The organism is Massilia sp. CFBP9026, assembly GCF_034045165.1.
GTDB lineage: Bacteria > Pseudomonadota > Gammaproteobacteria > Burkholderiales > Burkholderiaceae_D > Telluria > Telluria arenae.
The window spans coordinates 34,316-47,736 of sequence record NZ_JAXCWH010000004.1 but is presented as its reverse complement, the minus strand read 5'-3'; the positions used below and the strand labels follow the sequence as shown (position 1 = coordinate 47,736).

The following is a 13,421-nucleotide window of genomic DNA, read 5'->3' as shown; positions in this document are numbered from 1 at the left end:
ACCGAACGCAAACATGACTCCATTCGAACCGAATCTTTCTTCCATCGCCGTCGCACGCGACGTGCTGTTGACGCCATTCGGCCTCGACGAAGGCAAGCTGCTGCGCGCGCTGGGAACGATGTTCACGCACAAGGTCGACTACGCCGACCTGTACTTCCAGTTCACCAAGAGCGAAGGCTGGAGCCTGGAAGAAGGCATCGTCAAGACCGGCAGCTTCTCGATCGACCAGGGCGTCGGCGTGCGCGCCATCTCGGGCGACAAGACCGCGTTTGCGTATTCCGACGAGATTTCCGAAGCGGCGCTGCTCGACGCTGCCGCCGCCACCCGCACCATCGGTCGCCAGGGCGCCGGCCGCATCAAGGTGGCCGGCAGCGCGCTCCCGACCGGCGGCCGTTCGCTGTACCTGCCCAACGATCCGCTGGCCTCGCTCGACGCCACCGCGAAAGTGAAACTGCTCGAGCGCGTCGAAAAGATGGCGCGCGCAAAAGATCCGCGCGTGGTGCAGGTGATGGCGGGCCTGGCCGGCGAATACGACGTGGTGCTGGTGGTGCGCAGCGACGGCGTGCTGGCGGCCGACATCCGTCCGCTGGTGCGCGTGTCGGTGACCGTGATCGCCGAGCAGAACGGCCGGCGCGAAGTCGGCTCCTCGGGCGGCGGTGGCCGTTTCGACTATGGCTACTTCGACGACGAAGTGCTCGACCGCTACGCCACCGAGGCCGTCAAGTCGGCCTGCGTCAACCTGGAGGCGCGTCCGGCCCCGGCTGGTCCGATGACCATCGTGCTGGGACCGGGCTGGCCCGGCGTGCTGCTGCACGAGGCGGTCGGCCACGGCCTGGAGGGCGACTTCAATCGCAAGGGCTCGTCCTCGTATGCCGGCATGATCGGCCAGCGCGTGGCGGCCAAGGGCGTGACCGTGGTCGACGACGGCACCCTGCAGGACCGCCGCGGTTCGCTGAACATCGACGACGAAGGCAACCCGACCCAGTGCACCACGCTGATCGAGGACGGCATCCTGAAAGGCTATATCCAGGACACGATGAATGCGCGCCTGATGAAGATGCCGGTCACCGGCAATGCGCGCCGCGAATCGTTCGCCCACCTGCCGATGCCGCGCATGACCAATACCTATATGCTCGGCGGCGACAAGGACCCGCAGGAAATCCTGGCCTCGGTCAAGAACGGCATCTATGCAGCCAATTTCGGCGGCGGCCAGGTCGACATCACCAACGGCAAGTTCGTGTTCTCGGCCAGCGAGGCCTATATGATCGAGGACGGCAAGATCACCTATCCGGTGAAGGGCGCGACCCTGATCGGCAACGGCCCGGACGTGATGAACCGCATCTCGATGATCGGCAACGATATGCGCCTGGATTCGGGCGTCGGCGTGTGCGGCAAGGAAGGCCAGAGCGTGCCGGTGGGCGTCGGCCAGCCGACCCTGCGCATCGATGGGGTGACGGTGGGCGGCACGGCCTGATCCGTTCTTCCTTTCTCCGATAAAGACGCCCGGCCTGATGCCGGGCGTTCTTGTTTGTGCGGGCAGCGCCAAACATTATTGTTATAAAGTTGCTCAGAATAATTCGTTTGTACTGACTTGTTGGCTTGTTAGAGTTCGTTTCCCAATAAAAACAAGCCAATCATGAAACATACCTACCTCCTGGCCGCCGCCATCGGCGCGCCGCTGCTGGCCCACGCCCAGACGGCGCCGACCTCCGCCGAGGCGCCGGCCGCCGCCGCTGCCACCACCAACGCCGCGCCGGCGTCGGTCCTCGTCACCGGCTCGCGCATCGCCCGCGCACAGCTGGACGGTCCGTCGGCGGTCACCGTCATCACTGGCGACGAGATCACGCGCCAAGGTTACAAGAACGTATTCGACGCCCTGAACAACCAGGTGCAGAACAGCGGCTTCGTGCAGGGCGCCGACTTCGGCAATACCTTCACGCCGTCGGCCAACACCATCAGCCTGCGCGGGCTGGGGCCGAACCACACGCTGGTCCTGCTCAATGGCCGGCGCCTGGCCGATTTCCCGATCGCCTACGAGGGCACGGTCAACTTCACCAACCTGGCCAATATTCCGTCGTCCATCGTCGAGCGCATCGAGATCCTGTCCGGCGGCGCCTCGGCCATCTATGGTTCGGATGCGATCGCCGGCGTCGTGAACATCATCCTCAAGAAGAAGGCCGAAGGCTTCGACGTCAACGTCAAGCTGGGCGGCACCAGCCGCGGCGGCGGCGCCGAGCGGCGCGTGCAAGTCACTGGCGGCAAGCAGTTCGACCGCCTGAGCACCGTGTTCGCGCTCGAGTACTCGGAACGCAATCCGATCGGCGCCTACCAGCGCGACTTCATGGCCGAACGCTCGGGCACGCCGACCAATATGCTGTCGCGCCGCGACGCCACCGTCGGCCGCTACATCGATCCGGGCGCGACCTGCGGACAATTGGGCGACCTGTTCGGGGGCAGCGTCGTCAACTACGCTTCGCGCACCGGTAACTACTGCGCCAGCAATAAAGTGAGTCCCACCTACTGGTCGGTGCAGACCGAGAACCAGAGCAAGAATGCCTTCGGCAGCGCCACCTATGAGCTCGACGAGAACACGACGCTGTTCGCCGACGTCCTGCTGGGCCGCAATAACACGGTCAACAATACGCGCGGCCCGTCGTGGACCTCGAATTCCCTGAACAACGGTTATTTCCTGAACCAGGGCACGGGGCACTACGAAGCCTGGACCCGTTATATTTCGCCGGAAGAGATGGGCGGCCTGTCGCGCTACAACCGCTTCTGGGAAGACGGCGCCGTCGCCGCCTCGCTCGGCGCGCGCGGCATCGTGCCCGGCACCAGCTGGAAGTGGGAAGCGGGCTACAGCGCCTCTTGGTATGAGAGCAAGGGCAAGACCCCGCGCGCACTGTCGAACATCGACAGCTTCTTCCTCGGGCCGCGCCTGGGAACGGACGCCAGCGGCGTCGCCATCTACGCGCCGGATCCGGCGCGGCTGGCGACCCGCGTGAACCCGGATGAATTCGGGACCATCACCGGCTATGCCGAAAGCGACGACGAATCCTGGACCCATACGGTATCGGCCAGCGCCAACGGCGAGGTGCTGCAACTGCCGGCCGGTCCGCTGCAACTGGCGGTGGTGGCCGAGGCCGGCCGCCAGGGCTTCACCAATGCGCCCGACGAGCGCATCAACGCCGGCTACTTCAACCTGGCGCCGAACACCGCCGTCACGGCCGGTACCCGCAATCGTTATGCGCTCGGCACCGAGGCCAGCATCCCCTTGCACAAGATCCTCACCGCGACCCTGGCCGGCCGTTACGACCGTTATGAATTCGCCGAGCGCGACAGCGGAAAGTTCACCTATGCCGGCGGACTGGAATTGCGGCCGACGCGCGAACTGCTGGTGCGCGCCAACTATGCCACCAGCTTCCGCGCGCCGGACATGAATTACATCTACAAGGCGCGCGGCACCGGCTACTACTCGTCGACCACCGACCACTACCGCTGCGGCGTGACCGGCCAGCCGCTGGCGAACTGCGAATTCGCCAGCTACTCGCCGGGCGCCGACTACGTGCAGTACGGCAGCGCCGACCTCAAGCCGGAGCAGGGCAAGTCGTATGGCGCCGGCATCGTCTGGTCGCCAAGTACGAACTTCGATGCCTCGGTCGATTACTGGGACATCAAGATCGACGACCTGGTGACCAATCTGTCGGCCGACCAGCTGCTGCGCGACGAAGCGGCCTGCCGCCTGGGCTCGCTGGACATCGGCTCTTCGCTGTGCGCAGACACGATCTCGCGCATCACGCGCTACGCGGCCAATTCGCCGGTGCGTCCGGGCGAGATCCGCGAGATCCGCGTCAATCCGATCAATGCGGCCCAGGAATCGAGCAGCGGCATCGACGTCAGCGCCCGCTATGCGCTGCGCACCACGGGATGGGGCACGTTCACCTTGCGCGGCAATTACTCGAAAACCCTGACCCGCCGCTCGAAACAGTTTGCCGGCGACACGGTGCGCGACGAACTCAATTCGCTCACCAGTTCGGATTGGCCGGACAAGCTGGCGGCCAGCCTGAACTGGAACGGCGGAGCCTGGTCGTCGACGGTGTTCGCGACCCGCTACGGCAAGATCCCGAACTCGGCGCAGACCGACTACCTGACGCCGACCACCCTGGTCAATGCCAGCGTCGTGTATCGCGTGAACGACCGCCTGACCCTGTCGGCCATCGTCAACAACCTGTTCGACCGCATCAAGCACGACACCACAGGCGGCTGGCCGAATTATGCGGTGGGCAGCTACAGCCCGGCAGGACGGACCGGGTGGGTCGAGTTGAATTATCACTTCGGGGGTTGAAGGTCCTGAATTGTTGAAGTGGGGCGGGTGCGGCTGATCGGCGTTCGTTGGACGCGTGGACGGCAGAGCCGTCCACCCTACGCGAATGTGACGTAGGGTGGACCGGGACGCGCAGTCGGGTTTCCCGTCCACTTGTTCAACCGCCGCCAGCTCAAAATGCGTATCTCGCCCCCAGCGTGAAGAAGCGCCCGATCGCGCCGTAATAGTCCAGCGGGTTGTACGACACCGCGCCATAGGTCAGCGGATCGAGCGGCGCCTGCTTGTCGAACAGGTTCTGGATCGAGCCGTAGACTTCCCAGCGCGGTTGCGGCTTCCAGCGGAACACCAGGTCGACCGTCGTGAACGAAGCCAGTTCGCAATCGCTCGGCGCATCGTCGCCGTTGGCGAAGTGGCTGGCGCAGCCTTCCGGATCGTCCTTGAAGAAGGTGTTGTCGATCGGTCCCCGGTAGTTGACGTTGGCCGACACGCGCCAGTTGGCGCGCTCCCAGGTCGCGCGCAGGTTGGCCTTGTGGTCCGGCGTGCCCATGCAGTTGCTGACGTCGCAGTTGCCGTGGCTGCCGGCGTAGTCGCGCGTGGTGCCGTCCTGTTCGGTGCGCTCCCATTTGTCGAGGTAGGTGTACTTGACGTCGAAGGTCAGGGTGCCCCAGTTGTTCGGCAGCCCGAAGCCCTGGCGCGCGTCGAGGTCGATGCCGCGCACCTCGGTCTCGGCCGAGTTCACGTATTCGGCCAGCACCGCCGTGATGGCGCCCGGGTCGCCCGGGATCGTCGGCACCGCCGTGCTCGGATCGCGCGCCACGTCGCCGGCCGCGATCGCGGCGTCGATCTGCTGCTGGTTGATCTCGTTCTTGCGCTTGATGTTCCAGAAGTCGAGAGAGAAACTGGTGCGCGGCAGCGGATCCCAGATCGCGCCGATATTCCAGCTCTTCGAGCGTTCCGGGCTCAGGTCCTGGTTGGGCGAGGTAATGACCGACACCGACGCCGGGTTGCAGGCGGTCTGCACGCCCAGCGCGCAGCGCACCGGATCGGTGGCGTTGGCGAAGGCGGCCAGGCCGCCGACGCCGTTCTCGGCCGGACTCGGCGCGCGGAAGCCCTTGGCCCAGGTGGCGCGCAACGCCAGTTCGCGCCGTGGGTTCCACTTGACGCCGACCTTCGGGGTCCAGGCGTCGCCGACGTCGGTGAAGTGGTCGTAGCGCATGGCGCCGGTCAGTTCGAGGCCCGGCAGCACCGGCGCCAGCACTTCGCCGTACAGCCCGGTCACGTTGCGCTGCCCGTCATAGGCCGAATAGCCCAGGCCGATGATGTTGCCGCGCTCGGTACCTGCGGTCGGATCCAGGCGCGCCGATTCGTGGCGGAACTCGGCGCCCAGGGCCACGCCCACCGCGCCGCCGGCCAGCTTGCCGATCTCGCGCGAGGCCTTGAAGTCGACCTGGGCGATCTCGGTCTTGGCGTCGTTCGAGATGGTCGGCGACAGGGCGGCGTACACGCCCGGAGAATTGAGGCCCGCGCTTTCGCCGATGCGCCAATAGGTGCCGGCCGGCAGGGCGCGGTAGCCGGGATTGGCCTGGGCCGCCGCCACGTTCGCGGCCGACGGGTCGAGCAGGGCGAAGGTGGCGTCGCGCTGCAGGTAGCCGCGGCGGTCGTTGTCGACCCTGCTGGTCGAATACAGCAGCGAGGTATCCCAGTCCCAGGCGCCGCTGGTGCCGCGCGCGCCGAACAGGGCGCGCAGGAAGTTCGAGGAGATGTCGGACTGGCGCGGACCGACGTCGAAGGGCAGGTAGCGCAGCCGCGCCGCCCGGCCGAAATACGGGTTGTCGGGGTGCTCGGCGCCGAGCTGGACGCCGGCATTGCTGACCGGGCCGCCGGGATAGCCGACGCTGGCCGCGATCGGGTTCGGCGTGGTGCTGGACTGGGCCAGGCTGTTGTACAGATTCAGTTCGGCATAGGCCTCGGTATTGCCCTGCAACTTGAGCGTGCCGCGGGTGTACAGCGACAGGTTTTCGCTGTCGGGCTGGATCTGGTTGTACAGGAAGGCGGAATCGACCAGGCAGCCGCCGCCCGGATCGCCCTGCGGGTGATTGGTGAAGTTGCCGCAGGCGGCGCCCGGGAAGGTGCGCGTGAAGCCGGGCCCGGCCAGGTTGCCGCGGTTGTAGTACTCCAGCGTGTCGGGGTTGCGCACATTGCCGTTGATGGCATTGCCCGACTGGTTGTTGCCGGTGATGGCGCCGGTGCCGCCGAAGCCTTCCTGGGCCGAATAGCCATAGGGCCGCAGGTCGATCTTGCCGATGTAGTCGCGGTTGCCGCGGTTGCGGTACCAGATCTCTTGCGTGTGCTTGTACTCGACGTTGACCAGCACGTTGTAGCGGTCGGTCTCGAGGTTGCCGAAGCCCCAGGCCAGGGCCAGGTTGTGCTGCTGGCCGTCGCCGGCCTCGCCGCTGCCGTACAGGGCGCGCGCGCTGGTGCCCTGGAAGTTGCGGCGCAGGATGATGTTGACCACGCCGGCGATCGCGTCCGAGCCATAGATGGCCGAGGCGCCGTCCTTGAGGATCTCGATGCGCTCGACGGCGTCGGTCGGGATCACGTTGAGGTCGGCGAACACCTTCTGGCCGTCGTCGGCCAGGCCGTAGGGCGCCATGCGGCGGCCATTGAGCAGCACCAGGGTCGAGGCCGTGCCCAGGCCGCGCAGCGAGATGCCGGAGGCGCCGGCCGCGAAGCCGCTGCCGAAGCTCATCGGCACCGAGCCCTGGTTGTCGACCGCCAGGGTCTGCAGCAGCTCGGCCACCGTGGTCTTGCCCGAGCGTTCGATGTCGGCGCGGTTGACGGTGAGCACGCTGGACGCGGTCTCGGCCTGGGCGCGGCGGATGTTCGAGCCGGTGATCTCCACGCGGGCCACGGGAGCGGCTTCCTGTGCGAGAGCAGGGTGGGGAAGGGCCAGCAGCACAGGGCCGGCGAGCGCCAGGCCGGCGGCGCCGCCGCCCGCGAACAGGCGGCGCACGGAACGGGAAAGCAGGGTTTCAGTCATGGTCCGACACTCCAGTGGATGGGAAGATTCGGATGCCGCGCGGTGGAGGGCTTGATCCTTATCGCCGATCAATTTCCTTGGCACCTCTTGGTACCTGTTTGTGTCTACAATCAACACGAGCGGCAGCCGGGCTTGAATCGACTGTTGCATCGGTAGCCGCGTCGGGAATGAGGTAGCGCAAGATGCGCGTAAGGTGACGCTCATGCGCAAGGAGGGATGTCAGTTCGCTGCAACCGATTGTTGTCTGTACAAGCGTGGGACCGGCGACAAAAGGCTTGCCAACTTTCATGCCTTGTTGTTATAGTCAATTCGACCAAACCCGGACGACACCATGCGCCACGCTTTCTTTACCCGCTTTTTTTACTTTAGCCATTCCAGCCTCAGGCGGTGGAGTAGCGGCGGGTACGCGCAGTAACAGTCCCGGCAGCATCCAGACAAACCGCCAGCGATGGCGGTTTTTTTATTTCCAGTCCTGAACAAGACCAGTACAGAACAGCACGAAAGGGAGTCCCAGCATGCCCCGCACCGACGATTTACGCATCCGTGAAATGAAGGAACTGACGCCGCCCTCGCACCTGATCCGCGAGTTCCCGGTGACCCCGCAGGCCGAGCAGACCGCGGCCGGCGCGCGCGTCGACCTGCACCGCATCCTGCACGGCCAGGACGACCGCCTGATGGTGGTGATCGGACCGTGCTCGATCCACGACCCGAAGGCCGCGCTCGAGTACGCGCGCAGGCTGGTCAAGGAGCGCCAGCGCTTTGCCGGCGAGCTCGAGATCGTGATGCGGGTCTATTTCGAGAAGCCGCGCACCACGGTCGGCTGGAAAGGCCTGATCAACGACCCGTACATGGACAACAGCTTCCGCATCAACGACGGCCTGCGCATGGCGCGCGAGCTGCTGCGCGACATCAACGAGATGGGCCTGCCGGCCGGCACCGAATTCCTCGACGTGATCAGCCCGCAGTACATCGCCGACCTGGTCAGCTGGGGCGCGATCGGCGCCCGCACCACCGAGTCGCAGGTGCACCGCGAGCTGGCTTCGGGCCTGTCGTGTCCCGTCGGTTTCAAGAACGGTACCGACGGCAATATCAAGATCGCGACCGAGGCCATCAAGGCCGCATCGCAGCCGCACCACTTCCTGTCGGTGACCAAGGGCGGCCATTCGGCCATCGTGTCGACCTCGGGCAACGAGGATTGCCACATCATCCTGCGCGGCGGCAAGACGCCGAACTACGATGCCGCCAGCGTCGAGGAGGCCTGCCGCCAGATCGCCGCGCTCGGCCTGGCCAGCCGCCTGATGATCGACGCCTCGCATGCGAACAGTTCCAAGAAGCCCGAGAACCAGGTGCCGGTGTGCGCCGACATCGCGGCCCAGATCGCGGGCGGCGACGACCGCATCGTCGGCGTGATGATCGAGTCGCACCTGGTGGCCGGACGGCAAGACCTGGTGCCGGGCAAGGAACTGACCTATGGCCAGTCGGTGACCGATGGCTGCATCGACTGGGATACCAGCGTGGGCGTGCTGGAAGGACTGGCGGCGGCGGTGCGCCAGCGCCGGCTGCGGCAAGAATGAAGCGGTAGATGCGGTAGATGCGGTCGTTCTTCCGAACGACCGCGTGAGAAATGAAGAAGGGCGCACCGAGGTGCGCCCTTCTTGTTTCTAGCCGGTGAGGATTAGAACTTGGCGGTCAGGTTCAGGAACACGTGACGGCCCATCGAGTCGAACACTTGCGGGTAGGTGTTGCCGTTACCAAAGACTTCAGCCACGACGCCCGACACCGGAGGATCCTTGTCCAGCGCGTTGTTCATGCCGCCGCGCAGCGAGAACATCTGGTTGATCTGCCAACCGGCGGTCAGGTCCAGGTAGTTGCGCGCGCCGAGACGTGCATCGGCTGCCTGGAAGGTGCCGCTCAGCAGAGGCTGGTCGCTGGTCGAGTCGAGGTCGGTGGCCTTGACGTAGCGCCAGGTCGCGCCCAGTTCCACGCCACGCCATGGGGTGCCCCACACCGCGCGCACCTTGTGACGCCATTTCGGCAGTGGGACGCCGCAGGTGGTGCCGTGCAGGCCCGCGCAGTCATACTCGCCCGAACCCGGGAAGTCTTCCTGCTTGAACTCTTTCAGGTAGGTGCCCATCAGCGACAGGTTCAGGCTGCCCCATGCGCCGAGCTTGGTGTTCCAGTTGGCGCCCAGGTCGACGCCCTTGGTCGAGCTCATGCCCAGGTTCTGGTTGGTGGCGACGATGTTGGCGCTTTCCAGGGCCCACAGGCTGCCCAGGCGGTCACGCGTGATCAGGCCGCAGAACTGCGGGTCGCCGGTTTCCAGGCACTGGGTCAGGGTGGTCGATGCCGGCAGGCCGCCGATCGTGCCGTTGACTTTCATGTCGAAGGCGTCGATGGTCAGCGAGGTGTTGCGGGTCGGGGTCAGCACCAGGCCCAGGGTGTACGAATCCGATTCTTCCGGTTCCAGGTTGGTGTTGCCACCGATGATCTGGTTGTACTGCTGGGCCGGCGAGTTCAGGATGTTGCCGTACTGGGCGGCGGTCACGCCGGTGCGTGCGCACTGTGCCAGGGTCGCGGACGGGGTGGCGCCGGCGCAAGGATCGATATCCATGCCGAACAGGGCCAGGCCGGCCGGGGTGTACAGTTCGACCACGTTGGCGGCGCGGGCGGCGCGCTGGTAGCTGAAGCGGAACTTGGCTTCTTTCACCGGAGCCCACTCGAGGCCGAAACCGTAGGAGTTGGTGTCCTGGCCAGTCGAGTAATCCGATTTGCGGTAGCTGCCGGTCAGGGTCAGCTGGTCGGCGAACGGCACGTTCTGCAGGATCGGGATGCGGGTTTCGGCGAAGTAGTCGCGCACGCTGAACTGGCCGCTCACGTTCTTGGTCGGGCCGCCCTGGCCGGCCAGGTCGCCGGATTCGAACGCCACGTCCGAGTTCAGCTCGAGCTTCTCGGTACGGTGTTCCCAACCGAACGCCACGCCCACGCCTTCGCTGCTGGTCGGGAGCTTGATGCCGTATTCGCCCAGGTCCGACGACAGGTTGATGCCCTGCACGGTCTGCGAGGTATGGCCCTTCTGGAAGCCAGGGGTCTGCAGGTAGGTCAGCGCTTCCGGGGTCACGCCGCCCAGGCTCCAGATATTGTACGGGACGCAGTTCGGGTCGACGCCGTTGAGCGTGCTGGCGCAGACCGGCTGGCCGTTGGCGCCTGGGACCACGTTCAGTGCGCGTGCGCTGCGCGAGACCGAGAAGTCGTTGAAATAGGTTTCCGAGTACAGCACCTTGCCGACCTGGGCGAAGGCGTCGTACTGCCAGTTGCCGATGTCGCCCTTGACGCCGACCACGCCGCGGTAGGAGGTGTGGCGCAGGTCGTCGCGGCGGCCGCCGCCTTCGACGTTACGGCGCAGGATGACGACGTCGGCGGTGTCGCCGGGGCCGGTCATGCCCAGCGCGCTGCGCCAGGCGTCGGACAGCAGCGGATTTTCCCAACGGATCGCGTTGGCGCCGGAAGCGTCCAGGCCGAACAGGCCGGATGGCGCGATCTGGGCCACGGTGCTGTCGTCGTGGAAGCTGGCCTCGGCGTACAGGCGGGCCTTGTCGTTGATGTCGTAGTGGGTGAACGAGCTGAAGGTATAGCGTTCCGACGGACGGCGGAAGTAGTTCAGCGGGCCGAAGTTGTAGGCGTCCTGGGCGGCCACGTAGTTGCGCACGTTGCCGGCGGCGTCGGCGACGGTTTTCAGGCCGGTGGCGGTGATGAACTGGCCAGGGAAGCTGGTGCCGGAGCCGCCGCAGTTGAAGACGTCGCCACGGGTGGCGCCACCCAGCGAGCAGGCGGTGAAATCACGCTCGGACTGCAGCAGCGCATCTTCCTTCTTGTAGCCGAAGAACACGACCGCATTGCCCTTGCCGTCGGCGAAGTTGCCGCCCATGGTCAGGCTGATGTCCTTGACCTTGCCGTCGGCGCCCTTGTCGCCCGGCAGCGCGAAGTTGCGGCGGTTGGCAGCGTCGGCCACCGGGCCGCCGTTCTGGTCGTGGTTGTAGAACTGGTAGTTGGCATCGATCTGGACGCCCTGGAAGCGGTCGTCCATGATGAAGTTGACCACGCCGGCCACGGCGTCCGAGCCGTAGATGGCGCCGGCGCCGCCGGTCAGCACTTCGACGCGCTTGATCAGGCCCACCGGGATCTGGTTCAAGTCGGCCGCGGTATTGCGCGGGCTGCCGGCCGGCAGGCGACGGCCGTTGACCAGCACCAGGGTGCGGTCGGCGCCGAAGTTGCGCAGGTTGACGGTGGCGGTGCCGGACGAGCCGTTCGAGACCGAGCCACCCTGGTCGGCGAAGACCTGTGGCAGGTTGTTCAGCAGGTTCTCGACCGACCGGACACCTTCCATCTTGATGTCCTTGGCGTTGACCACGGTCACCGGGCTGACGCTTTCCAGGTTGGCGGTCGCGATGCGCGAGCCGGTCACTTCCACACGTTGGAGCGATTCGGCGGCAGGCGCCGTTTCCTGGGCGTACGCCGTCGTGCAGGCGACGGCCAGGCCGCCGGCACAGATCAGGCGCACCGATCGAGATAACACAGTTTCAACCATCATAGTCAGTCTTCCCCGTAAGACCTGGCAGCGGGTCACGCTGCCAGTAAAGTCAGTGAATCGCCGCGTGATATGGACGCGACATGTTTTTACTACTTGGCAATAAAAACATTTACGGGTAGATAGTGTCAATCAGCAAAGTATGCACACATCCAAAATACAACTACTTGATAACTTGTCTTTACAATTTATTTCGTTGGTGCTAGTCACATAGAAGTCACAAAACTCGAAACGTGAAATATCATGCGGAAAATAAAGTTTGAAATGAAATTTAGTTCGATCAAACTATATTTTATTGGTATGAAATTGCTTTAAATGCGATCTGCATGTTTGGCGGGCAGCGCAAGCTTCTTATACGAATCAGTGATAGTCATGTCATTACTTAGCAATAACTTGGAGTGATCGAGGCATAAGATTGCGCGTCTGTTGGCGCGTACAGATATGCGCTATCGTGTCGTTTTGGCCACCGTGGATTTCGCTTGGTGGCAAACCCTGGAGGCGGGCCATTCGCCCAATCCGCAAATTCGGGAGTGCGATGCTCGCTTATGTCTTGCGCCGCTTGTGGCAGATGCTGCCGACGATGGCCGGTGTCGTGCTGCTGGTGTTTTTCTTGTTCAACTGGGTCGGCGGCGATCCGGCCTACCTGCTGGCGGGCAAGATGGCCGACGCGGGCGCGATCGAGAACATCCGGCGCCAGCTCGGCACCGACCAGCCTTATACCGTGCAGCTGTGGATCTTCGTCAAGCAGATCCTGACCTTCGACTTCGGCAATGCCTGGAGCACGGGCGAGCCGGTATCGCACATCATCGCCAGCCGCCTGGGGCCGTCGCTCACGGTCCTGATTCCGCTCACCGTGCTGGAAACCGTATTCGGCATCGCGCTGGCGCTGGCGATCGCCTTCGTGCGCGGCTCGCTGACCGACCGCGCCGTGATGGTCGCCTGCACGGTCGGGATGTCGATCTCGATCCTGGTCTACATCATCGTGTTCCAGTACGTGTTTGCCTACCAGTTGGGGCTGTTTCCGGTCCAGGGCTGGGGCAATAGCCTGGGCGAGAACCTGCTGCGCTATGCGCTGCTGCCGATCATCATCGGCCTGGCGGTGTCGATCGCGCCGACCCTGCGCCTGTACCGCAGCTTCGTGCTCGACGAAGCAGGGCAGGACTATGTGCGCACCGCGCGCGCCAAGGGCCTGTCGGAGGGCCGGATCGTCTGGGTCCACGTGCTGCGCAATGCCGCGATCCCGATCATCACCCACGTGATGGCCAACCTGCCGGCGCTGCTGATCGGCGCCTTCCTGCTCGAACGCTTCTTCGGCATTCCCGGCATCGGCCGCGAAGTGATCCTGGCCGTCGAACGCAGCGACTTCCCGGTGATCAAGGCGATCACGGTCTATGTGGCCGTCGCGACCATGGTGTTCAACCTGCTGGCCGACCTGCTGTACCAGGCGGTCGATCCGCGCGTGCAGCTCAAATGAC

6 protein-coding genes are annotated in these 13,421 nt (G+C 64.9%); 4 read left to right on the top strand and 2 right to left on the bottom strand.

Going from position 1 to position 13,421, the window contains the following annotated elements:
- Positions 1 to 13: 13 nt before the first annotated feature.
- The gene (tldD, locus tag SOM28_RS11360) at positions 14 to 1,474 is read left to right on the top strand and encodes a metalloprotease TldD (RefSeq protein WP_123069490.1); all 1,461 of its coding nucleotides are present in this window, start codon (positions 14 to 16) and stop codon (positions 1,472 to 1,474) included.
- Between the two features lie 162 nt (positions 1,475 to 1,636).
- Positions 1,637 to 4,342: a TonB-dependent receptor gene (locus SOM28_RS11355; RefSeq protein ID WP_320468164.1), complete on the top strand. Its 2,706-nt coding sequence runs from the start codon at positions 1,637 to 1,639 to the stop codon at positions 4,340 to 4,342.
- 151 nt (positions 4,343 to 4,493) lie between these two features.
- On the opposite strand, the gene SOM28_RS11350 is transcribed toward SOM28_RS11355, so the two are convergent.
- Complete coding sequence (locus SOM28_RS11350) at positions 4,494 to 7,361, bottom strand: TonB-dependent receptor (RefSeq protein ID WP_320468163.1); 2,868 nt, start codon at positions 7,359 to 7,361, stop codon at positions 4,494 to 4,496.
- A gap of 515 nt (positions 7,362 to 7,876) precedes the next feature.
- Between SOM28_RS11350 and aroG the strand changes: the two genes are divergently transcribed.
- Positions 7,877 to 8,935 (top strand): 3-deoxy-7-phosphoheptulonate synthase AroG, encoded by a 1,059-nt coding sequence (gene aroG, locus SOM28_RS11345; protein WP_123071865.1) that lies wholly within the window; start codon positions 7,877 to 7,879, stop codon positions 8,933 to 8,935.
- A gap of 101 nt (positions 8,936 to 9,036) precedes the next feature.
- Here the strand turns inward: aroG and SOM28_RS11340 are convergent, their stop codons facing one another.
- Positions 9,037 to 11,949 carry a TonB-dependent receptor plug domain-containing protein gene (locus tag SOM28_RS11340; RefSeq protein WP_229415090.1) on the bottom strand — a complete coding sequence of 971 codons (2,913 nt, stop codon included), beginning with the start codon at positions 11,947 to 11,949 and terminating at the stop codon, positions 9,037 to 9,039.
- 532 nt (positions 11,950 to 12,481) lie between these two features.
- Here SOM28_RS11340 and SOM28_RS11335 point away from each other — a divergent pair.
- Positions 12,482 to 13,420, top strand: a complete 939-nt coding sequence (locus SOM28_RS11335) for an ABC transporter permease (protein ID WP_123071866.1) — start codon at positions 12,482 to 12,484, stop codon at positions 13,418 to 13,420.
- Position 13,421 lies beyond the last annotated feature (1 nt).

Bases quoted from the DNA above. Each gene is read 5' to 3' on its own strand.
- SOM28_RS11355 (WP_320468164.1), top strand. From the start codon at position 1,637: ATGAAACATACCTACCTCCTGGCCGCCGCCATCGGCGCGCCGCTGCTG.
- tldD (WP_123069490.1), top strand. From the start codon at position 14: ATGACTCCATTCGAACCGAATCTTTCTTCCATCGCCGTCGCACGCGAC.
- aroG (WP_123071865.1), top strand. From the start codon at position 7,877: ATGCCCCGCACCGACGATTTACGCATCCGTGAAATGAAGGAACTGACG.
- SOM28_RS11340 (WP_229415090.1), bottom strand. From the start codon at position 11,949: ATGATGGTTGAAACTGTGTTATCTCGATCGGTGCGCCTGATCTGTGCC.
- SOM28_RS11335 (WP_123071866.1), top strand. From the start codon at position 12,482: ATGCTCGCTTATGTCTTGCGCCGCTTGTGGCAGATGCTGCCGACGATG.
- SOM28_RS11350 (WP_320468163.1), bottom strand. From the start codon at position 7,361: ATGACTGAAACCCTGCTTTCCCGTTCCGTGCGCCGCCTGTTCGCGGGC.